This window comes from Sinobaca sp. H24 (genome assembly GCF_023845525.1).
In genome coordinates this window covers 111,547-132,512 of sequence record NZ_JALBWT010000004.1, presented here as the reverse complement: position 1 = coordinate 132,512, position 20,966 = coordinate 111,547, and the positions used below count along the sequence as shown (strand labels likewise).

The following is a 20,966-nucleotide window of genomic DNA, read 5'->3' as shown; positions in this document are numbered from 1 at the left end:
CGTTTTCAGTGATTTTTCATCTTATTTTTAATACGAAGCCACGGCCGTTCCTCTTCCCAGCTAATAGAAGCCTGAACGTCAAAGGCTTCCGAAATAAGATCGTTGGACAAGACTTCTTTTTTAAACCCGTGATCGAGCATCTGCCCATTTTTTAACAGGGCCATGTTCACGATGGCCGGAGGCAGTTCTTCTATATGGTGGGTTACATACAAAAGCGTTGGGGCTCCCGGTTCACTAAGCGCGCGTTCAAGAAGAGAAAGCAGCTCTTCTCTTCCTTTCACATCCAGACCGGTACACGGTTCATCCAGAATTAACAGCCTCGGCCGGATAACCCAGGCTCTGGCCAGCATCACGCGCCGTTTTTCTCCCTGAGAGAGCCGGCTGTATGGCTTTTTGGCATAGGTTCCTACCTGAAACAGCTCCAGGCATTCTCGTGCATAGTCGGTCACCTCATCCGCCGGTTCTTCGTACAAACCCACAGAGGCAAAATAGCCGCTGATTACCACCTCGAGTGCCGTATCGCTGCTTCGGGTCCGGTAGCGGTCATCAAGTGCATCGCTCACCCATCCAATTTCGCGTCGCAGCGTCTGCATCGAAACACGGCCATGCTGGCCCATCCAGCTGTGCACGGTCCCTTCTGTCGGCCAGACGTAGCCTGTTAACAGCTGTAGAATTGTTGTTTTTCCGGATCCGTTTAAACCTAGCAGTCCGGTATGTATGCCGTCCTCTAAAGTTAAGCTGATATTTTGCAGTCTGGACTGCCCCCCGGTCCGTACGCTGACATTCTGCAATTCAAATAATGGTTCCGGCACGATGTTTCCCCCTTTTTGTATCAGTATACCAAAAAAAGAACCCGGCGCCTGCCGGGTCTCTGTGTTATTCATTTGACGTTTTGTAGATGCTCCAGCCCAGCCGCTCAAAATACTCGTCGATGACGGAGTCATTCGGTTTGGCATTCGGCTTGTTGAGTGCCCTGGTCAGGCTGTAGTGATATTCGGACACGGTGTTCAACATGTCTGCCTCCGGCATGAGAATATTTCCATTATCAAGCTCGTAAAATCGGAGCTGTTCAATCAATGAGGCTCCAAAGTGCACGTCAAAGAACAGTTCACGGCCCCGGCTGCTTCCCGTTTTGGAAAACCAGTCCCTGCTTACTTCTTCTGTACCCCGCTCTTCACAAAAATGAATGGATACGTTCAGGTTTTCTTTGAGCGTATATGCCTGGTGAAATTCATCATACAGCCAGTCTTCACTGTTCCCATTATGGACAATCAATGTTTTAAAATCTTCGTAATTCAAAAAAACAGCCCCTTTTTTCTGATTTTTACTGAATGGGTACTGCATTCCCTTACCTGCATCTCTTTAAACGGCACTGCTGTTCCAATTAGTAAAATCGGGCTTCTCATCGAGAGACTGTTCGTCTATAATAGACTCTTATCTATAAATATATATTTTCTCGTATAACTGCGGAAATATGGTCCGCGCGTTTCTACCAGGCTGCCTTAACGGCCTGACTACGAGTGCAGCGGCGGCTTTTTTGTATGCGGTCAGCCTGTCACTCGATACGTTCGGGCGGCGGGCTTTTTTTATTTAAAAAATAACAGTCAAAGAAAAAAGGAGTGGAACAATGGAACGATTAAAACAGGCAATTGTCGAGCGTGGGAGTGTCCTCTCAAAGAAAGTTCTTAAAGTGGATACCTTTCTTAACCACCAGATTGATACCGGGCTGATGGCTGCGGTAGGAGAAGAGTTTGCCCGTATTTTTCAGCAGGAAGGAATTACGAAGGTCCTCACGATAGAATCATCAGGAATTGCGCCAAGCTTTATGGCAGCCTCGAAGCTCGAGGTGCCCCTTGTATTTGCAAGGAAGCGGAAGTCTTTAACGATGGATGAGCATGTGTATGCGAGCCGCGTCTATTCGTTTACTAAGCAGACAGAATCGGAAATTGCCGTTTCCAAAGATTTTCTCGTGCCCGGAGACCGGGTGCTGATTCTGGATGATTTTCTCGCGAACGGCCAGGCGGCGAAAGGATTAATTGAAATTGTTGAAAAAGCGGAGGCGGTTGTCGCCGGTGTTGGCATTGTGATTGAGAAATCTTTTCAGCCCGGGCGGGAGCAGCTCATTAACAGCGGCTACCGGGTCGAGTCTCTCGCAAGAGTGGCCTCGCTCGAGAACGGCCGCGTCACCTTTGTGGAATCAGAGGCCCCTATTAAATAAGAGAAGAAGGTGAAGCAGTCCATGAACGATCAGTCGGTTCATTATCCATGGTTTAAGCGGCAGGATCTTGATGCATTTTTTGCTTTGTTTCAAAATAACCTTGCCAACTTTGTTGTGATTACCGTAACGATGCTTGGTATGGGATTTCCTGCATCTATTGTATTTGGGAAAGTGATTCCCGGAACGGCCGTAGCCGTCATGGCAGGAAATCTGTACTACTCGTTTATGGCTTCCCGGCTGGCCAAAAAAGAAAACCGAAGCGATGTAACGGCGCTCTCTTATGGAATTAGTACGCCGGTTATGTTTGTTTTTTTATTCGGCGTGCTTGCGCCGGCTCTTGCGTTAACGAATGATCCGGATCTTGCCTGGAAAATTGCCGTAGCAGCCGCTTTTATCAGCGGGCTGATTGAAGCGATGGTCAGTTTAACCGGTAACTGGATCCGGGACCACCTTCCCCGCCCAGCGCTGCTTGGTGCACTGGCAGGTGTTGCTTTTTCGTTTATTGCCGGTGAAATGCTGTTTCATACGTTTGCCATCCCTATAGTAGGACTTGTCGCACTGGCGATTATCCTGGTCGGATTTGTAGGAAAAGTTGTCTTTCCTTTTCGAATGCCGGCATCATTACTCGCTGTCGTGGTTGGAACTATTCTGGCATTCGCGTTGGGTCATCAAAGTCCGGGAGAGGTATCCGAAGGGTTATCCAATGTAGGCTTCTATCCGATTCTTCCCAGTCTGGCCGCGTTTGACGGGATGACGCTTTTGTTTGGTACAGCAGTCGGTCTGCTTGGTGTGCTGCTGCCTATCACGATTTATAATGCGATTGAAACGATGAATAACGTAGAGGCGATGGCCGCTGTAGGAGACTCTTACGATGTGCGTGAATGCCAGGCTGTTGACGGCACAGGTACTATGCTTGGTGCTGTTTTCGGCGGACTGTTTCCTACTACTGTCTACATAGCAACGATTGGTTCTAAAGAAATGGGAGCCGGACGCGGCTATAGTATTTTAAACGCCTTCGTTATACTGGCGGCGGCTGTGACCGGCATGATTGCCGCACTGTCTGCTTTAATTCCGCTCGCCGCTATTGCACCGGTGCTGGTATTTGTCGGTATGTCCATGGTGGCGGCGGCTTTTTCCACCACCTCCAGCAGATATTTTCCGGCTGTGGCACTGGCTATGCTGCCATACCTGGCCAATTACACGATGACGCGCTTTAATAACCCGGCAGGTGACGTGGTGGCTGATATTTCGGAGGGAATTGTTCCTCTCGGCCAGGGCGCCCTTTTCACCGCGATTCTGCTCGGGGCAGTGACCGTTTCTATTATTGACCGGGAATGGCGCCGTGCCGTTATATTTACGTTAACTGCGGCCGTCTTTTCTTTTGCCGGATTCATGCATGCTCCTGCCCTTGCCTGGAATGCTGCACCTGATTTCACGGCAGGTTATCTTGCGGTTGCTGTGTTCTTCGGCTTCTGCGCCTGGCAGCACAGGCATCAGGCTCAATTCGAACAACCAGATAAACAAGAACGTCAGGTTTCATAGAAAACCGGGTCCCTTTATAAAAAGGGCCCGGTTTTTTTTCGGCTTCTGTTTGAGTCTGCAGCCGCAGGGGTACTTGGCTATTATATCCAACCAACAACAAGGAGGCAGAAATATATGGAATTTAAAGAAAAACAGCAGGACGGCCAGCCCGTGCAGCAGCAGAACAGACAACCTGGAGAAGTAGAACCAATGGATCCGAAACCGGTACATGATAACCCTGAGTATAAAGGGTCTGATAAACTAAAAGATAAAACGGCGCTCATTACCGGAGGCGACAGCGGTATTGGAAAAGCCGCAGCCATTGCCTACGCTAAAGAAGGAGCGGATGTGGCGATTGTCTATCTGGACGAACACGAAGATGCCGAACAAACCAAAAAGGAAATTGAAAATTATGGGCGCCGCTGTCTGCTGCTGCCCGGGGATGGCGGAGACGACCAGTTTGCCAAAAAAGCAGTGGAAAATACGATTAAAGAGTTTGGCCAGCTTGATGTATTAATAAATAACGCAGCGGAACAGCACCCGCAGGAAAAAATTGAGGATATTTCTAAAGATCAGCTGGAAAAAACGTTTCGCACTAACGTATTTTCCATGTTTTATTTCATTCAGGCAGCGCTCCCTCATTTAAAAGAAGGGGCCGCGATTATTAATACTACGTCTGTGACAGCATACGACGGATCAGCCGGCTTAATTGACTACTCTGCTACAAATGGAGCGGTCACTACTCTCATACGCTCTCTTTCTACATCACTTGCCTCTAAAGGGATCCGCGTAAATGGAGTAGCACCGGGCCCTATCTGGACACCACTTATCCCATCCACCTTTGGAGAGGATAAGGTCGAGAGCTTTGGAACGAATACGCCGATGGGACGTCCGGGACAGCCGGCTGAACTGGCACCGGCATTCGTCCTGCTCGGCTCTCAGGACTCCAGCTATATGACCGGCCAGGTCATTCACGTTAACGGCGGACGATTTGTTACCACTTAAAAAAAAAGAGATACCCTGTCTGTTTTAAATAACAGCGGGGTATCTTTTTTTTATTGGCTGTACCGCCAGAATACAGCGTTTCCGAAACGACCGGACCGCTTTTTTGGAATGGCAGTATGCTATGATTCGTTCTGTATCGTTTTTGTATATGGTAATGGTCCGCTGCGTGATCCCGCTTTTGCTTTCGTACACGAGCTGAAGCGGTGCCTGCTCCTCCATTGCCCTTTCAAGTATGCCTTCCATTTTCCCCGCTCCTTTCTTATATAACTAAATTATATAAGAACAAACGTTCGATGTAAAGCAAACTGCTTTGTTGATTACGTCTGTGATAACAGATTGGTTAGTTCATAGACCACAAGCTTCTGATAGTCAAAATCCTCCCCATACCGAGCCTGTATCCCTTCATAGGCTTTTGTTCGCTCGGCTGCATATTCGCTGTCCGAATCTTTTAATTGAAGCGATTTAAAGTAAGCCATTGGCTCCTGAATAAATGCAGGTCTTGGTCCCCAGGTAAAATGAACATCTCCGGAAGTGTTGGAAATAATCACTTTAGGCACAGATTTTCCGCCCAGTGTTCGAAAAACATCGATAAAAGACGGATGGTTTTCCTGCACAAACACCTCAACCGGTACGGTTGCCTGATTCATCACTTCTATAATAACCGGAAAGTTACGATGCACATCACCACACCAGTCTGAGGCGATGATAGAACAGTGCAGGTCAGACCTGGTACGCATAAAACTAAGCACTTCCTGTGAATGGTCCACCCAGGTAAATCCTTCCTGCCATTCATTCAATTTTTCCTGATATTCCGGTTTCATTTGTGATACAAAAGCATCCACCGTGATTCCTTTTCCGACCATATCTGCAATGTTCTGATTCGTAGGCATATGAGATTGTCCTCCTATAGTATTAAATCGATAATTGGTGTAAATACTGCAGGCTTTCTTTTACGCTTTCAATAGGTTCCCCGCGTGATTCATCCTGTTCCACGATCTGCCAGGCGACCTCCTGCTGTTTGGCTTGTTTCACAATCGCTTCTATATCCATGCGTCCCGTTCCAAGCTCTGCAAAAAATCTTTCTTCGTCCCGGGTCATATCTTTAAGGTGCACAAGCTGCATCCGGTTCTTGCAGCGATCCATCCAGACCAGCGGATCTCCTCCTGCTTTCTGTACCCAGTATGTATCCAGTTCAATCATAACCAGCTTCGGATCTGTATTTTCCATAATGACAGAAAGCGGAAGTTCACCTTCCAATGCCATCAGTTCAAAATCATGGTTGTGATATGAGAAGGTAATTCCTTCTTTTTTGGATATTTCACCTATCCGGTTTAACGAGGCTGCTAATTCTTTATACTGCTGAATGCTCCGGCGCTTCTCCGGTTCCAAATAAGGGCAGACGATATGTCTGCAGCCAAGCGCATGAGCAAAATCAATATGATAGGATAAATTTGTTTCGAGTTCTTCCAGAGAGACATGCATCGAGGCTGTTTCCAGGTGAATTTGTTTTAAAAACACATGAAGTGTTTCTGCAGACATTCCTCCTGTATTCCCAGCCAGTTCAATTCCTCTATATCCCATTCTAGAGACTTGATGAAGGGTTCCTTCAAAATCTTCTTCCAGTTCGTTTCGCAGCGTATACAGCTGCAGTGCAGTATTTGTCATTATACTCCCTCTTTTCTTTCTTTTATGTACGCTGGGTATAGTTTACCATTTTTGATTGTTTTATCGAGATTTATGTTATAAAAATAATATAGTACGTGAAATTATTAAGCTGTGTTTCTGTTTAAACCTATATAGTGAATTCATATCTCAGGACCCCGGCAACGGGAATTAATTCCTGCCCCCTGCTCTCTACAGTATAATCTGCCATTTCTATTCCCTCTTTTTCCTTCAAAATATGCTACACTTGTGGGTATACATATTGCCCCTGCCGGAAGGAGAGGATTCAGCATGAGTTACCCCGTGCTTCATCTGCAGAAAGTAAAAGGCTCTGAATTAAAGGAAGTCCAGGCCCACAATCAACGAGAGAAAGATGAAATTCCAGGTGATGGAATTGACCGCCGCCGGACGATACTTAATGTAGATTTAGTGAATGAGCAGCCTTTTGATTACAAAAAAGTGATTAATAAAACAATCGATCAGCGTTATACCGGACAAAAAACGATCAGTAAAGATGCAATTAAACTGTGTAACTTTACGGTCATTAATGATGCTTCTTTTTTTGACAGCCTTTCTCCTGAAGAGGAAAAACGCTTTTTTGATACGTCCCTGCTGTTTTTTCAAGAACGGTACGGTCAAAAAAACATAATGTATGCAGTGGTCCATAAGGATGAGAGTGCTCCTCATATACATATCGGTTTTATTCCTTTTACAGAAGATGACCAGCTTTCCGCCAAGGATTTCTTCGGTCAGAACAAAGATTTATATATGCTTCAGTCGGATTTTCATACTTTTTTAAAGCAGCACAATTTTGACCTGGACCGTCCTGATCCTAAAATAGAGGATCTTCATTTGGAAGTGTACGAGCGGGATCTGTTGATTCTGCGTGAAGAAGTTAACCGGATGGAGCAGCGCTTAAACGAAGGCGGGGCTTTTCTCGGAGAGTTCGAAAAATTAACGGGCGGCGTTAAAGAAAAAAGTTCTATTCAGCTCTCTGAAGGCTTTAAGACAAAGTCAGTTATGGAAATACCTAAAGAGGACTACAAAGAGCTTTACACGCTGGCGCTTCAATCCTTTACCAGGCGCAGGGATGCAGCTTCCTACAAGCAAAAATACGAGCACACGCTGGCTGAATTAAACGATGTGCGCAGCAGACTTCGTGAAGTGAAGCAGACAAAAGATCAGGCTCTTGCCTATGGGCGGGTTCTAACCGGTGAATCGGAGCTGCTCCGCGACACCCTGCAGCATTTCAAGCAGATGTTTTCTGATTCCTACGAACACCTTGACTGGGCGATTGGCCATGCGAAGGCTTCTGCCCATTTATCGGGTAAAACCAAAGAAGTACCGATTGATTTTTACGATAGGGAAAATCCTGAGGAACTGGAAGGCGCGAGAGACTTTTTTGAGCAGGGCAAACAGTCTCTCACCCGCCAGGAGAAACTGCAGTTTCAACGCTTATTTCCCGAAGAGGTGGCGCTCGATGACCAGGATTATCCTGAATCATAAAAGAAAGGAAGGCTCTCCGAGTGGAGAGCCTTCCTTCTTTATTTATAACTGCTTTCCATTTGTTTCGATTACTTTTTTATACCAGTCAAACGATTCCTTTTTCGAACGCTTCATTGAACCATTTCCCTCGTTATCACGGTCTACGTGAATCATACCGTAGCGTTTTTTCATCTCACCGGTCGTAAAGGATACAATATCAATAATCCCCCACGGCGTATAGCCCAACAGCTCCACCCCATCGTATTCTACGGCTTTTTCGAGGGCTTCAATATGCGACTTCAAATATTCAATCCGCTGTGTGTCATGAATTGCTCCGTCTTCTTCTATCGTATCAACGGCACCAAAGCCGTTCTCTACAATAAACAAAGGAATCTGGTATCTGTCATATAATCGGTTAAGCGTATATCTCAGGCCGGTTGGATCAATCGCCCATCCCCAGTCGCTCGACTGGATATATGGATTTTCCACTCCGTTTGCCAGACCGCCGTTTACAATGTTTCCTGTTGTGTTATTTGCGGCTCCGCTTTTCACAGTAGTCGACATATAATAGCTGAAGCCTAAATAGTCGACCGTGCCGTTTTTGAGAATCTCTTCATCCCCATCCTCAAATGGAATGTTATACCCTTCTCTTTCAAATTCTTTTAACGCGTACCTCGGATAGGCGCCGCGGATATGAACGTCCGGAAAGAAATAACGCTGTCTCATCGACTCTTCTGCAAGCATTACGTCTTCTGGATTGGAGGAGTATGGATAAATGGGAACATGAGATACCATGGCACCGATCTCGAATGCAGGATTGATCTCTTTTCCTTTCGTTACAGCCAGCGCACTTGCAATAAGTTCGTGGTGTCCCGCCTGGTACATGATCTCTTTCGCATTTTCCTCTTCTTTTACAATAACGCCGGAGTTCGTCCATAGAAATAATGGGTTTTCCACATCCATCTTGTTATTGATTTCATTAAATGTCATCCAGTACGTCACTTTATCCTTATAGCGGTTGAAACATACTTCCGCAAAGCGGACAAAGAAATCGACCACTTTTCTGCTGCGGAATCCACCGTATTCCCGCGCCAGATGGAGCGGCATTTCAAAATGGGATAATGTAATAACGGGTTCAATGCCCTGCTTTATTAATTCATCCAGTACATTATCGTAAAACTGCAGTCCCTCTTCGTTTGGCTCGGTTTCTCATCCGTTTGGAAAATCCGGCTCCAGCCAATCGACGTACGCAGGCATTTCAACCCCATTTCGCCGAATAATGCAATATCCTCTTTGTAATTGCTGTAAAAATCAATCGCTTCGTGGTTCGGATAAAATTTATCCTTTTCCACCGTTTCTGTAATTTCGCGCGCCACCCCGTGGGCTCCCGCTGTCATTACATCCACTACGCTGGGTCCTTTTCCGCTTTGATCCCAGCCTCCTTCAAATTGATGGGCCGCCAGGGCCCCTCCCCATAGAAAATCTTTTGGCATCGTTGACATGTGTATGTCCTCCTTATTTTATAACCGTAAATAATTCCTGATCCAGTGCACTTTTATTTTTATCATTAAAAATAACTTCTTCATAATCGCCGGAATTCGTGATGATGATCGGCGTAATAGTATCCAGCCCTTCTGCTTCAATCGACTGTTTGTCAAATTCAAGCAGCAGATCTCCTTTTTTAAAGGTGCTGCCGTCTTCTATCTTCAGGGTAAACGGCCTGCCCTGCAGGTTTACGGTATCCAATCCCACGTGTATCAGCAGTTCCACCCCGACGTGGGAACGGAGACCAACCGCGTGTTTTGTAGGTGCTGTCATGACAACTGTTCCGTCAAAAGGTGCGTACACTTTGTTCCCTGCAGGCCGGATCGCAAGACCGTTCCCCATAGCGCCGGAGCTGAACACTTCATCCGGCACCTGATCGAGTGGAATAATATCCCCTTCAAATGGCGCACTGATAGTTTCTTCATTAATTTTTGTCTCTTCATTTACTGCTGCTGCCGCCTGATCACGCCCGCCCTGTTCCTTCACCAGCGTGCTGTCTCCTGCTTGTTTGGCAGTATCTTCTCCAAAACCAAGCAGTTGAATCAAAATAATCGGCAGAATAACAGCAATACCGACTCCCAGAAGAATACCCCAGATTGACAGAGGATATTCCGAATCAATACCGTTTACAATCGTAAGCGGTCCGGGAAGACCGGCATAGGCAAAGTAATACGGATTAAAGAAACTTGCTGCAATCGCTCCGACCGCGCCGGAGATACAACCGTATATAAATGGCTTTTTAAAGCGCAGGGTGATGCCGTAAATGGCCGGCTCGGTGATGCCGAATATACCTGTTATTCCTGCAGAAGTTCCTACTTTCTTTATTTCCTGTGACCTTGTTTTAATAATAACACCTAGTACGGCCCCGACCTGTGCCATAACGGCAATAGTCTGGTAAGCCTGGAATGAATCCCGTCCATACTGTTCGAAATTAGCCAGTACCATCGGCGTAATACCCCAGTGAACGCCAAAGATAACGAGTACCTGCCAGAACGCTCCGATAATCGCGCCCGCCAGTGCCGGGGCATATTCCGCAAGAAAGTTGTAGCCGTTGGCAATGCCGTTGGCACCCAGTGTAGTGATCGGCCCAATTAACACAATCGTTAATGGCACCATAACGACGAGGCAGATTAATGGAACAAATAACGGGCGGATGACTTCATTAATCCGCTTATTTAAAAACCGTTCCAAATAAGACAATATCCACACCAGAAATAACGGCGGAAGTACGGATGATGTGTACACCGTTTCCGAGAGCGGCAGACCGGCAAAGGTCGTCTGAGCTCCCTCAGATATCTCAGCGGCCATGCCTGCCCATTCCGGAGTAACGAGCGCAGCGCAGGCAGCCACCGCTATGTACATATTTGTTTTAAAATGTTTGGATGCTGTAATGGCGATGAAAATGGGCAGAAACGTAAATGGAGCCCATGATATAAAGCTGAATACCTGATAGGTGCCTGTATTGGCAAATGAGTCCGAGAATAAATTAATCAGTATCAGCATACCCTGCAGAATACCTGCCGCTGCCAATATGTAAATAAATGGAGCAAATACTGCAGACATCGTAGCGATAACGCGGTTTACAACGGTTCCTTTATTTTCATGCTCACTGTCCGATGTATCGATCTGTACGAGAGAGGCAAATTCGTCATGTACTTCTCCAACATGCTGGCCGATCACGACTTGAAACTGGCCGCTGTTTTCTACGACAGTAATAACTCCGGGCATCGAAGACACAAGCTGTTTCGCATCTGGCTTGGAGCGCTTGAGCACAATTCGGAGCCTGGTCGCACATCTTGTCACGCTGAGGACATTCTCTTCCCCACCTACAGCCTCTAATATATCTTTTGCCAGCTTTGGATAATCCCTTACTTTTTCCGCCACATTCCATCCTCCTTCAACTGTTATGCGTTTACATTTTATATTGTACCGTAACAATTAAATAAATACCATATAAATTTTTAATATATGCATAATTAAATTATGCTGTTTTCAGTTTAATTATGGTAGAATTGGTATACAAAGAAGCTTGAAACTAGACGATAATGAGGAATGTCCATGTTAAAATACCAGCAGATCGCAGCCGATATTGAACAGGAAATAGTAGATAAAGATTTACAGCAGGGAGATAAGCTTCCCGTACTGGATGCTTTTATGGCACAATTTGATGTCAGCAAAAGCACCATTACTAAAGCGTTGGATCTTCTGGAAAAAAAGGGGATTGTGTATCAGGTGCGCGGCAGCGGCATTTTTGTCAGGCGGCATAAGCGCAGAGGCTATATTGGTCTTCTCTCCAATCAAGGGTTCAAAAAAGAGCTGGATGGGTTTCAGATCACTTCTGAAGTACTGGCTCTTGATATCCGCAGACCGACAGCAGAAGCTACCCGTAACCTGGCAGTCGATCCCGCGGAGAGCGTGTATTATGTAAAAAGGGTTCGTTATATAAACGGCCAGACGCTCTGCATCGAAGAGTCCTACTATAATAAATCCGTGGTTTCGTATTTAAACAATGAAATTGTTTCTGAATCCATCTTTAACTATATAAGCGATGCGTTAGGATTGAATATAGGATTTTCAGATTTATATTTTAACGTCGGAAAGATCAATAAAACGAAGCAGAGCTGCTTCGTCTGCCTGATGCTTCTCCCGGCTTATTTATGGAACAGATTTTTCATCTCACCAACGGCCAGCCTTTTGATTTTTCGAAAATCACCTATAACTATGAGCAGTCGCAGTTTTTTATTCAGGCAAATAACTACTTTTTATAAACACATAAAACAAGCCCCTGCATGAGATCTTCTCTGTGCAGGGGCTTGTTTTCTATTCTGCGGTTTCAGACGGCTCCGACTCCTGGCCGTATACATCTACTGTGGTGACGTAATACTCGTTTCCAGCCAGATCCGGCGAACTGTAGCTTTTTCTTTCATGAACCGCAATGCTTTCTATATGCTGGTTCTCTCCCTCTGGATTCTTCTCATACACACGGTATCCGGCTACATCTTCATCGCGAACGGCATGAAACGAAAGCTGACTTCCTGACAGCACCACATTGCCGGGTGCTTCGGGTGGATCCCCGTTTTCTATTTTCTGCATGTCTTCCTCCTGAAGCTCCGTATATACGACCAGGCGTTGATCGTGCGTTCCCTCGGCCTGGTCAAACGTGCCCGTGCACGTAATGAGATTAAGGCTGCGGGTATTGGACGGACCGAAAATTTCTTCAATCGGTGCTTCGGTTCTGTCATAGCTGACGGCACGCTTTACTTCAAACGTCAGCACTTCTCCTTTTTCATCCGTCACTTCAATTTCATCGCCTGCATCCAGCTTATCCAGATCATAAAACACAGCAGGACCGGTGCGGCTGTCAACATGACCTGCCATTACCGCGTTGCCTTTTTCACCGGGCTTTGCTCCTGGTTCAAACCAGGCGACCCCATCTTCGGTGGAAGGCACGCCCATCTGTCCGTTATCGAGGACACCTTTAGGTTCCAGCTCAGCGGTAATGTCGATCGAAGGGATGGATAGACCTTCCGGCGCGGTCTGCTCCGCTTCCTCTTCAAGCGCCATCTCTGCTTCTGCGTCATTCAGCAGCACAAACTCTTCTTCAATCGTTTCCAGTGATTCTCCCATATCTTCTCCTGCCGGTTCCGCGTTTTCCTGTGATGCCGGCTCAGTATTCTCTGCTTCCGGACTGCCGGAGGCAAATACCTGGAAACCTGAATAGCCCGCAATTCCAGCACAAATCAGCATTACCAGCAGAATTATAATACTGCCTTTTTTCTGGCTTTTTTATTTTGTTCCACGCGTGTCATAAGCCGCTCCCCACCTTATTTAATCCTTTATACTATTCGCATTGATTGATAGTAAGCTAACGTATAAAAAGAACATATGGATCATTTCATTCACATATTTTATTAAAAACAAAACGGTCTTATTTTAAGACCGTTCCGTTATTTTTGATTAATCTATTGGAAATGTAAGTCCGTGTCCGGCTGGATACAAAACCGTGTCATCGGCATCCGATATGCTTACCGGCAGCGTTCCTTTCGGCGTCACTTCCCCAAACAGCACACGGGCTGCTGCCGAAAAGCTGGCATCCTGAAAGCCATACTGGGCGATATACGCATCAGCTCCGGTATAGGCAGCTATATCATACGGATTTCGTATACCTATACCAATGACAGGGGTATCATTTTGATTAATCAACTCATTAAACAGTGTCATGTTCGGATCGTCCAGATTTCTATCCTCTGGCGCAGAGGTGGACGAGGCGATTAGAAGTACATCTGCCTCTTCAACTTTTTCTGTATCTTCCCTGTTGAGTGAATCCTGATCCGGATCCAACGCTACATGGTGCACCGTCTTTGCCCGGCTGCTAATTTCATCTGCGAGCGGCGAGCCTGTCTGCGTATCGGCCACTACTTCCTCCTCCAGGCTGACGGCGGAAGCGTCTATGATCGTTATCACATGCTCACTGCCTGCTTCAAGCGGGAGAATATTGTCCTCATTTTTAACAACCGTTATCGATTGTTCTGCTATATTTTGTTCTATCTTTTGATGTTCCACTGATCCTACAGTTGCCATCGCCTCTTGCTTAAGATCACTGCGGTCTGGAGAAGACTCCTGTGCAAAAATGCCGCGGTTCATTTTTAGCAGCAGAATCCGCTTCACTGCATCATCGATCCGATCCTGTTCGATCTCCCCCGTTTTCACGGCTTCTATAACGCCGTCATATACTTCGGGCAGGCCGACCGGCATCAGTACAATGTCAGTTCCTGCATTAATCGTGCGGACGGCAGCGTCCACCGGTTCAAAATGAGTATCGATTGCTTCCATGTTCATCGCGTCCGTCATGATTACTCCTTCAAAGCCCATATCTTCTCTCATCAGACCGGCCAGTACTTCTTTGGATAACGTAGCCGGCAGTGCAATATCAGAACCATCCTCGCGTGAGGAGACAACGGTATCATCTATATTGGGAAACGTAACATGAGCAGTCATAATCGCATCCATTCCTTCTTCCAGGGCAGCCTGGAAAGGCACCAATTCTACTTCGAGAAGCCTCTCCCGGTCATGCGGTACTTCCGGAAGGCTGATATGAGAATCCACCGTTGTGTCCCCGTGCCCGGGGAAATGCTTGGCGATTGCTGCAATATTATGCTCCTGCAGGCCGGCTGCATATGCATTGCCAAGTTCTCCCACACGCCCTGGGTTTTCTCCAAATGAGCGCACCCCAATGACCGGGTTGTCCGGATTATTATTAACGTCCATAACCGGGGCCAGGTTCATGTTGATACCAAGCGATGCGAGCTCTGCTCCAATAACTCTCCCTGCCTGGCGCGCCAGATCATCTGAATCTGTTGCACCAATTGCCATATTTCCGGGTAAATCCGTTCCATCCCCTAGACGGGTAACGATTCCGCCTTCCTGATCAATTGTCACGAGCATGCCGAATTTATCAGCCGTTTCCTTATAATCCTGCACGAGATCTACCGTCTGTTCGGTCGTTTTCATATTTTCGTTAAATAAAATAGTACCTCCTAGATGATGTTCCTCTATTTCTTTTTTCATACCAGGAGTCATCTTTGTTACATTTCCCTCGTCGTCTGTCCGGTATTCCGGCATCATCATTTGTCCTGCTTTTTCTTCAAGCGTCATGGCTTCTACTGCTTTGTCAATCATTGCATAAAAATCCCCTTGAGCAGGCTCCAATGACGCTTTATTATCTTGAATACGCAGCGTAATAAAATCTTTGTTCTGCCCGTCTGAAACAGTGAGAGTAGTTTTCCCTGAGTGTTTCAGCTTTATTCCGCCTTCTTTATTTATTTCTGCAGCAGCTGGGTTGGAGGAGTGCCATTCCATACCTTCGGTTACTTCAGCATAGCCTCCTCCACCGGTATAGCGGAGCACCGTTAAAGCCCGGCCGTCTTTTATATTTTGTACTAATTCCCGGTCCATATACGGCACATTTTCCAGAAGAAATAAATTCCCTTCCCGGATCTGCTGTACAGATTCTTCAGGCCGTGCCGATCCCGGTAACCAGCATATTCCTAATAATAATATAATTAATCCAAGGTAAATAGGATTTTTCATAGGCGGCTGCCCTCCTGTTTTCATACGTGAAATGTAGCCGTTTCAAAGACGAATGGCTCATACCGTGACCGTGCCCGATTCCCTTTTAACTGTAAACGCTTTGTCTTATTTCATCAATCTTTCAAAAACCTTGTCACGGTTTATTTCATAGGATCCGCACTATATTTTTCCATTTTTATCCGGTAAAATAGAATTCGCTTACAATCCTGCCTTTACTAAAGAAAGGACATTGCTATGGACTTCATTTCCAGACTGCTTTCTGCCTATCTGCCGTTACTTATCGTTCTGACAGCCGTTCTTACATACTTTTCTCCTTACTACATTGTTACCTACTCCTGGGTGCCCGGCCTGCTTCTGGGAATTGTTATTTATTTCACCGGTTTATCCATGGACAGCCGCAGTCTGCGGGACATGCGCTGGAAAAAACGGGAGATAACAATTGCTGCTTTATTGAAATGGTCGCTTACCGCCGGTATTTCCATGATTCTTGCCTATTCGTTTTTTGCCGGCGAACCGCAGATTGCAGCGGGCATTATTTTGTCAGGAACCGTGCCGAGTGCTACCGCAGCGGCTCTGTACACCTTTTTGGCCGGCGGCAGTACCTCGCTCGTCGTTGTCTCTTCCCTGCTTGATACCGCGATAAGCCCGATTGCTGTTATTATCGCTATGTTTGGCATTGAAGGAAGCCAGGTGTCTATTTCATTTTGGAATCTTCTTCAATCTTTCTTATTGATTGTTGTGATTCCGATAATGCTTGGTCTGCTGACCCAGCGCATGTTCTCCGGAGCTGCCGTCTACTCCAAACCGTTAACCAGACTTGGTTCGTCCATTTCTCTTCTGCTCATTGTTCATCTTATTACAGGCGAAGGCTCAGAGGCTTTCAGAGCCCATCTTTCCATTATGCCGCTGCTGACAGTCGTTGTGTTTATTCAGGTAACGGCTCCGATGGCACTTGGGTATGCTGCCGCAAAAAAGCTCAAACTCTCCGAAGCGGATGCGAGAGCCGTCCTTTTTCATGTCGGCCTCTGCAACACCGCTCTTGCCGCTATTCTTGCTTTTGAATTTATCGGTGACATCGGTGCTGTTCCTCCTATTATCAACATGATATTTAATTTATCAATCGGTTCGGCGGTTTCCACTCGGTTTAAATATATCTCCTGATAAAACAACAAAGGTGAACGACTTCTTCCAGCATTTCGAATTTAAATAAATGTTGGGAATTCTTCCTTATTAGATTATATGTATCGGTGGAATTAAAAATGGAGTTTTACTTATACTGTTTTGATTTATATTGCTCCTTCTTATAGTTATAGCAGGCTGCACGAACAGCCCTCTGCAAAGTCAATCGCAGAGAGCTGTGTCATTTAGTTTATTGAAAAAGTGCTGTTCCTCTTTTTTCTTCTATCGTTCTACTCGTCTTTTCCCAGCAGCTTGTCCAAAGTAGAAGACTTTTCCGTACTTTTTTCATCTAATGGCAGCGTATTATGCATATATTTTGGCGCTGGTTTGAGCACCGGTTTTTCAGCGTGAGCTTCCGGGCTGTTTACATATTCGAAGTTACCAGCTCCGTCCGGCGCTCTGCCCTCGGTCCAGCTTCCTGCTTTGCTTTCTTCTCCGGCTGAAAAGTTAAATAATGTATGGGAGAATTCAGTTGCTTCCCATTCTTTCGGTACCGTAGCCGGAGCGATGACGCCGTCTTTTTCCTCCAGTTCTTTAATCGCCGCAATCCATTGGTTCTGGTGCATGGTATCGCGTGCCAGTAAGAAAGAAAGCATTTTTCGCACGCCTTTGTCCTCTGTCATTTCATATAATCTTGCTACCTGAAGCCTGCCTTGGGATTCCGCATTTAAGTTTGCTCTGAAATCAGCAAGCAGATTGCCGCTGGCAACGATATATCCCGCGTTCCAAGGTACTCCTGCGCTGTTCTCCGGTGTAGCGCCAAGCCCGGAGACGATAGCATGATGAGGATTCATACCGCCCATAATCGCGCCGATCACCGGATCGCTGGCTGCATCCTCCTGCTGATTGACCGGAGCATCGTCAAGAAGACGGGCAATCATTGTTGCAATCATTTCAATATGACCGAATTCTTCTGTACCGGTATCCATTACCAAATCTTTATATTTTCATTGCCGCGGGTATTCCAGCCCTGAAACATATACTGCATCGCTACCGAAATTTCACCGAATTGGCCTCCGAGGATCTCCTGAAGCTTTTTAGCGTATAATGGATCTGGACGATCAGGCTTAGAATGAAACTGCAGTTCTTTTTGATGAAAAAACATACTATGACCACCTCTTCGATTTTTATTTTTTCCTTGTTTTAATACCTTTTTTCTTATGTTCTTTCTCCTTCCTTTTTAATAACAGCATTAAAAACATAGGCTTTTTTGGTATTTTTACACAAAAAAAGCTGGAACAAGACCAGGTCTTGTTCCAGCTTATTTCTCAGCTCTATTGTCTGGAAATTTCCGCCGCATGTTTTTTATTAAAAAGAGCAAGCCTTTGCTTTTATAACACGGGCTCTTGAGTAAGCTTCCCACTAAAACCATCCTGTAAACCTTTTTCAGCTGGAAAGAAAATAAAACTATTTAATTTAAAATAATGTTTATTTTATAAAAATGTAAGGTATAAGCTAAAAACTTGGACCGTTTCAATTTAGTTCCATGGAGAGAGGAGGACTTTTATAGCCTTTATACATTTGAAATGAGGAAAGGAGAGATATTAGTTGAAAAAATTAAAAGCATTTTTTTCTGACTTTATGAAAGAATTCAAAAAGATGACGTGCCTTTACTAGCAGCTGCCCAGGCCTATTATTATATCTTATCGATTTTTCCGATGCTGCTGTTTGCTTTGACAATACTGCCTTTTTTGAACCTTAATCCAGACACTGTGCTCACCGTGCTTGGGGATGTAGCACCGGCTGATGCAGTATCTCTTTTCGAAGAAAATATTACAACGTTAGTTCAGGAGCCGCAGGGGATTTTATCTGCAGTCAGTCTGCTGGTGGCGCTGTGGTCTGCTTCCAACGGCGTAAATGCATTCATTAAATCCTCGAATCAGGCATATGATGTAGAGGAAAGCCGATCTTTTATTAAAGTACGTCTTATCGCATTAGGGTTAACTATAAGCTTAGTACTGGCACTAATCGTCGCTTTAGTTCTTCCTGTATTTGGAAATGTAATTATTTCCTTTATTACTTCTTTATTAAACCTGCCGCCGCAGACAGAAATATTATTCCAAATCCTGCGCTGGGTTGTTGCCGTTGTTATTATGACGTCCATGCTTCTTATTCTTTATCGTTTTGCTCCTAATAAAACGTTGAAATGGAAAGAAATAATGGTAGGATCTCTTGTAGGCAGCTTTACTCTGGCAGGTAGTTTCCCTTGGATTTGCTTTTTACGTTAACAACTTCGGGAACTACTCGGCTACTTACGGTAGTATCGGTGCTGTTATCATTCTGCTGCTATGGTTGTTTTTAACCGGACTTGTTTTAATGGTCGGCGCTGAAACCAACGTAGTTATACACCGAAGAAAAATGCTTGAAAAAAAGAAGATAATTAATACTTGTTTTCCTCACATGTTTAAACCCTTTCTAAACGGGGGAATGTAGAATTAATACGTTAAAAAAAATAAATAACCGACAGCAATCGTTTGGACTATAGAGCCGAACATAAGTCGAAAAGAGGGAGCAGGTGCTCTTTCTTTTCGGCTTTTTTATTTTTATAAAGGAGAGATGAAAAATGACTAATTTACTGTCTAGAACAAAAAAAGAAAATCAGCAGAAAGCTGATCCTTCTTCAATAACGCCGGATGTATTTCATGCCCAACCATTTAGAGAAAATTTACAGGAAGACTGGACGCACAGCTACGGTTTCCCTCAGGTGGATATCTGGGAAAATCAGCAGGTATATTGCCTGGAAGCAGAACTGCCGGGATTTAGTAAAGATTCTATCAGTGCAGAGTATGAAAATGGTTACATTACGATTCGAGGGGAAAAACAATCTCAGAGAACATTAAAAGAAGAGAATCGAACATATTTACGCAGCGAACGCTCTTTTAACATTTTTTTAAGAAGCTTTTATATAGGAGATGTGGAAGAAGAAAAAATTAAAGTACTTTTTCAAAAAGAAATACTTTCTATTCGGATCCCTAAATTAAACAACAGAAAGCAGTTTACATTTAAACAGCTCGAGATCGAATAAATGAAAATAACTCATGATGGAAAAGGAAAGGAATAATAACATGACGTTAACCATTGGGGATAAGGCTCCTTCTTTCAAACTGCCTTCTACGGACAGGAAAGACATTTCCCTGAAAGAATTTGAAAATAAAAAACACGTACTATTAGTATTTTATCCGTTGGCCTTCACCCCCGGCTGAATTAAAGAACTAACCTCTTGGAAAGAGGAAATAGATATCTTTAAAAAAATGATGTGCAGGTACTTGGAATCAGTGTAGATCATATTTATACACAAAACGTGTTTGAAACAACAATTGGCACCCTGCCTTATCCGCTCGTTTCCGACTGGCATAAAACCATCACAAAAAAAATATGGTGTATTTAAAGAAACAGAGGAAGTAGCAGAACGTTCCTGCTTTCTCATTAATAAAGCCGGCATTATCGTTTATACTAATCGATCTTTTGATGCGGAGAAACCGCAACATTACCAGGAAGTACTGAACGCATGCCGCAAGCTTGCGAAATAATAATATGTCCCGGAAGAGGAGAAAACACTTATAGATGGTAAAACTCTTATTATATGAGGATAAAACGGAAGGACAGTTCCTTCCGTTTTATTATTCTTTATCATCCGGGTTTTTTTCAGATTCCTTTTTTTTGCCTTCATCATCTATCTGACGCTGGGCATCTTCATCGCGATTCGGATCATTTTGTTTAATCTTTTGTTCTTTTGAATCGTCATTTCCTGTTTTTTTATCTGTTGTCATACTTAGTCTCCTTTCTATAAAATTGGTGAACAAAGCTTATGAGGAGCTGGTTATCTATATATGTTTTAACTTATCATTAAACGTTATTTTTCAGTACCTGTCGGAGTTTGTTTTTGCTTTTTTCATTATATATCACTAACCTTCTTTCCTATAGACGGATGGCTGAGCCGCATTTTCATTAGATGCCTCCGTCCATAACGAATAAAATTCCGGCATAATAGTAATAATCCATTCTTTCGTCCGATATTTTTTTATAGAGTGAAAAACATCTTTTTCACTCCTGCAAGTAGATACTTTCATTCCACTCTGTATGAAACCTTCCAAATCACCCAGGGTTCCAACAACAATTTCATGATTATTTTTTTTTCACCACATACCCGCACCGCATCCTTGTCTTCTCCTCCTTTATTAATAAAAAAAGCCAGAACCAAAGAGAACTTTGGTTCTGGCTTCTTGAAAAAGCTTAACTATCTTTTTCACAATACCAGTAT

Annotated in this window: 17 protein-coding genes, 4 pseudogenes and 1 riboswitch; of the genes and pseudogenes, 10 read left to right on the top strand and 11 right to left on the bottom strand. The window is 44.7% G+C overall.

Features of this window, described 5'->3' with window-relative positions:
- Positions 1–5 precede the first annotated feature (5 nt).
- Positions 6–812: an ABC transporter ATP-binding protein gene (locus MMY81_RS07950; RefSeq protein WP_252312377.1), complete on the bottom strand. Its 807-nt coding sequence runs from the start codon at positions 810–812 to the stop codon at positions 6–8.
- Between the two features lie 64 nt (positions 813–876).
- The gene (locus MMY81_RS07945; protein WP_252312376.1) at positions 877–1,299 is read right to left on the bottom strand and encodes a hypothetical protein; all 423 of its coding nucleotides are present in this window, start codon (positions 1,297–1,299) and stop codon (positions 877–879) included.
- Between the two features lie 137 nt (positions 1,300–1,436).
- Positions 1,437–1,537, top strand: a riboswitch (purine riboswitch).
- Between the two features lie 90 nt (positions 1,538–1,627).
- Here MMY81_RS07945 and MMY81_RS07940 point away from each other — a divergent pair.
- The 3 genes from MMY81_RS07940 (at position 1,628) to MMY81_RS07930 (ending at position 4,744) form a co-directional block, all read left to right on the top strand.
- Positions 1,628–2,218 (top strand): xanthine phosphoribosyltransferase, encoded by a 591-nt coding sequence (locus tag MMY81_RS07940; protein ID WP_252312375.1) that lies wholly within the window; start codon positions 1,628–1,630, stop codon positions 2,216–2,218.
- A gap of 21 nt (positions 2,219–2,239) precedes the next feature.
- Entirely contained in the window at positions 2,240–3,760 is a 1,521-nt protein-coding gene (locus MMY81_RS07935) for an NCS2 family permease (protein ID WP_252312374.1), read from the top strand.
- A gap of 114 nt (positions 3,761–3,874) precedes the next feature.
- Complete coding sequence (locus MMY81_RS07930) at positions 3,875–4,744, top strand: SDR family oxidoreductase (protein ID WP_252312373.1); 870 nt, start codon at positions 3,875–3,877, stop codon at positions 4,742–4,744.
- A 24-nt stretch (positions 4,745–4,768) separates the two neighbouring features.
- Here MMY81_RS07930 and MMY81_RS07925 read toward each other — a convergent pair whose 3' ends face one another.
- The 3 genes from MMY81_RS07925 to MMY81_RS07915 all read right to left on the bottom strand — a co-directional run bounded on the left by MMY81_RS07925 (position 4,769) and on the right by MMY81_RS07915 (position 6,409).
- Positions 4,769–4,987 carry a WYL domain-containing protein gene (locus tag MMY81_RS07925; RefSeq protein WP_252312372.1) on the bottom strand — a complete coding sequence of 73 codons (219 nt, stop codon included), beginning with the start codon at positions 4,985–4,987 and terminating at the stop codon, positions 4,769–4,771.
- A gap of 74 nt (positions 4,988–5,061) precedes the next feature.
- Positions 5,062–5,634, bottom strand: coding sequence for a thioredoxin family protein (locus tag MMY81_RS07920; protein ID WP_252312371.1), 573 nt, complete (start codon positions 5,632–5,634; stop codon positions 5,062–5,064).
- A 22-nt stretch (positions 5,635–5,656) separates the two neighbouring features.
- Positions 5,657–6,409 carry a sugar phosphate isomerase/epimerase family protein gene (locus MMY81_RS07915; RefSeq protein WP_252312370.1) on the bottom strand — a complete coding sequence of 251 codons (753 nt, stop codon included), beginning with the start codon at positions 6,407–6,409 and terminating at the stop codon, positions 5,657–5,659.
- 288 nt (positions 6,410–6,697) lie between these two features.
- On the opposite strand from MMY81_RS07915, the gene mobV reads away from it, so the two are divergent.
- A complete protein-coding gene (gene mobV / locus MMY81_RS07910) occupies positions 6,698–7,912 on the top strand; it encodes a MobV family relaxase (RefSeq protein WP_252312369.1) in 1,215 nt (404 codons plus the stop codon).
- Positions 7,913–7,954: 42 nt separating this feature from the next.
- Here mobV and bglA read toward each other — a convergent pair.
- Positions 7,955–9,393: pseudogene (bglA, locus tag MMY81_RS07905) on the bottom strand (6-phospho-beta-glucosidase BglA).
- A 13-nt stretch (positions 9,394–9,406) separates the two neighbouring features.
- Positions 9,407–11,320, bottom strand: coding sequence for a beta-glucoside-specific PTS transporter subunit IIABC (locus MMY81_RS07900; RefSeq protein ID WP_252312368.1), 1,914 nt, complete (start codon positions 11,318–11,320; stop codon positions 9,407–9,409).
- A 174-nt stretch (positions 11,321–11,494) separates the two neighbouring features.
- On the opposite strand from MMY81_RS07900, the pseudogene MMY81_RS07895 reads away from it, so the two are divergent.
- A pseudogene (locus MMY81_RS07895) lies at positions 11,495–12,204 on the top strand (GntR family transcriptional regulator).
- A gap of 52 nt (positions 12,205–12,256) precedes the next feature.
- On the opposite strand, the gene MMY81_RS07890 reads toward MMY81_RS07895, so the two are convergent.
- Together MMY81_RS07890 and MMY81_RS07885 are read right to left on the bottom strand one after the other, a co-directional pair.
- Positions 12,257–13,183: a class F sortase gene (locus MMY81_RS07890; protein WP_252312367.1), complete on the bottom strand. Its 927-nt coding sequence runs from the start codon at positions 13,181–13,183 to the stop codon at positions 12,257–12,259.
- A gap of 210 nt (positions 13,184–13,393) precedes the next feature.
- The gene (locus MMY81_RS07885; RefSeq protein WP_252312366.1) at positions 13,394–15,526 is read right to left on the bottom strand and encodes a glycoside hydrolase family 3 protein; all 2,133 of its coding nucleotides are present in this window, start codon (positions 15,524–15,526) and stop codon (positions 13,394–13,396) included.
- 234 nt (positions 15,527–15,760) lie between these two features.
- Here MMY81_RS07885 and MMY81_RS07880 point away from each other — a divergent pair, with 234 nt between their 5' ends.
- A complete protein-coding gene (locus MMY81_RS07880) occupies positions 15,761–16,687 on the top strand; it encodes a bile acid:sodium symporter family protein (protein WP_252312365.1) in 927 nt (308 codons plus the stop codon).
- A 248-nt stretch (positions 16,688–16,935) separates the two neighbouring features.
- On the opposite strand, the pseudogene MMY81_RS07875 reads toward MMY81_RS07880, so the two are convergent.
- Positions 16,936–17,810: pseudogene (locus tag MMY81_RS07875) on the bottom strand (manganese catalase).
- 499 nt (positions 17,811–18,309) lie between these two features.
- Here MMY81_RS07875 and MMY81_RS07870 point away from each other — a divergent pair.
- The 4 genes and pseudogenes from MMY81_RS07870 (at position 18,310) to MMY81_RS35060 (ending at position 19,908) form a co-directional block, all read left to right on the top strand.
- Positions 18,310–18,933: a YihY/virulence factor BrkB family protein gene (locus tag MMY81_RS07870; RefSeq protein ID WP_308215261.1), complete on the top strand. Its 624-nt coding sequence runs from the start codon at positions 18,310–18,312 to the stop codon at positions 18,931–18,933.
- 22 nt (positions 18,934–18,955) lie between these two features.
- Positions 18,956–19,138, top strand: a pseudogene (locus tag MMY81_RS33895) (YhjD/YihY/BrkB family envelope integrity protein); the annotation flags it as partial.
- A 130-nt stretch (positions 19,139–19,268) separates the two neighbouring features.
- Positions 19,269–19,730 carry an Hsp20 family protein gene (locus tag MMY81_RS07865; protein ID WP_252312364.1) on the top strand — a complete coding sequence of 154 codons (462 nt, stop codon included), beginning with the start codon at positions 19,269–19,271 and terminating at the stop codon, positions 19,728–19,730.
- A gap of 13 nt (positions 19,731–19,743) precedes the next feature.
- Positions 19,744–19,908: a redoxin domain-containing protein gene (locus MMY81_RS35060; protein WP_374561526.1), complete on the top strand. Its 165-nt coding sequence runs from the start codon at positions 19,744–19,746 to the stop codon at positions 19,906–19,908.
- Positions 19,909–20,325: 417 nt separating this feature from the next.
- Here the strand turns inward: MMY81_RS35060 and MMY81_RS07860 are convergent, their stop codons facing one another.
- Positions 20,326–20,475: a hypothetical protein gene (locus tag MMY81_RS07860; protein WP_252312363.1), complete on the bottom strand. Its 150-nt coding sequence runs from the start codon at positions 20,473–20,475 to the stop codon at positions 20,326–20,328.
- Positions 20,476–20,966: the final 491 nt, after the last annotated feature.

What these genes read in the sequence shown, in the direction of transcription:
- MMY81_RS07865 (WP_252312364.1), top strand. Translation starts at nt 19,269, where the DNA reads ATGACTAATTTACTGTCTAGAACAAAAAAAGAAAATCAGCAGAAAGCT.
- MMY81_RS07930 (WP_252312373.1), top strand. Translation starts at nt 3,875, where the DNA reads ATGGAATTTAAAGAAAAACAGCAGGACGGCCAGCCCGTGCAGCAGCAG.
- mobV (WP_252312369.1), top strand. Translation starts at nt 6,698, where the DNA reads ATGAGTTACCCCGTGCTTCATCTGCAGAAAGTAAAAGGCTCTGAATTA.
- MMY81_RS07925 (WP_252312372.1), bottom strand. Translation starts at nt 4,987, where the DNA reads ATGGAAGGCATACTTGAAAGGGCAATGGAGGAGCAGGCACCGCTTCAG.
- MMY81_RS07860 (WP_252312363.1), bottom strand. Translation starts at nt 20,475, where the DNA reads ATGACAACAGATAAAAAAACAGGAAATGACGATTCAAAAGAACAAAAG.
- MMY81_RS07885 (WP_252312366.1), bottom strand. Translation starts at nt 15,526, where the DNA reads ATGAAAAATCCTATTTACCTTGGATTAATTATATTATTATTAGGAATA.
- MMY81_RS07880 (WP_252312365.1), top strand. Translation starts at nt 15,761, where the DNA reads ATGGACTTCATTTCCAGACTGCTTTCTGCCTATCTGCCGTTACTTATC.
- MMY81_RS07890 (WP_252312367.1), bottom strand. Translation starts at nt 13,183, where the DNA reads ATGCTGATTTGTGCTGGAATTGCGGGCTATTCAGGTTTCCAGGTATTT.
- MMY81_RS07920 (WP_252312371.1), bottom strand. Translation starts at nt 5,634, where the DNA reads ATGCCTACGAATCAGAACATTGCAGATATGGTCGGAAAAGGAATCACG.
- MMY81_RS07940 (WP_252312375.1), top strand. Translation starts at nt 1,628, where the DNA reads ATGGAACGATTAAAACAGGCAATTGTCGAGCGTGGGAGTGTCCTCTCA.
- MMY81_RS07935 (WP_252312374.1), top strand. Translation starts at nt 2,240, where the DNA reads ATGAACGATCAGTCGGTTCATTATCCATGGTTTAAGCGGCAGGATCTT.
- MMY81_RS35060 (WP_374561526.1), top strand. Translation starts at nt 19,744, where the DNA reads ATGATGGAAAAGGAAAGGAATAATAACATGACGTTAACCATTGGGGAT.
- MMY81_RS07915 (WP_252312370.1), bottom strand. Translation starts at nt 6,409, where the DNA reads ATGACAAATACTGCACTGCAGCTGTATACGCTGCGAAACGAACTGGAA.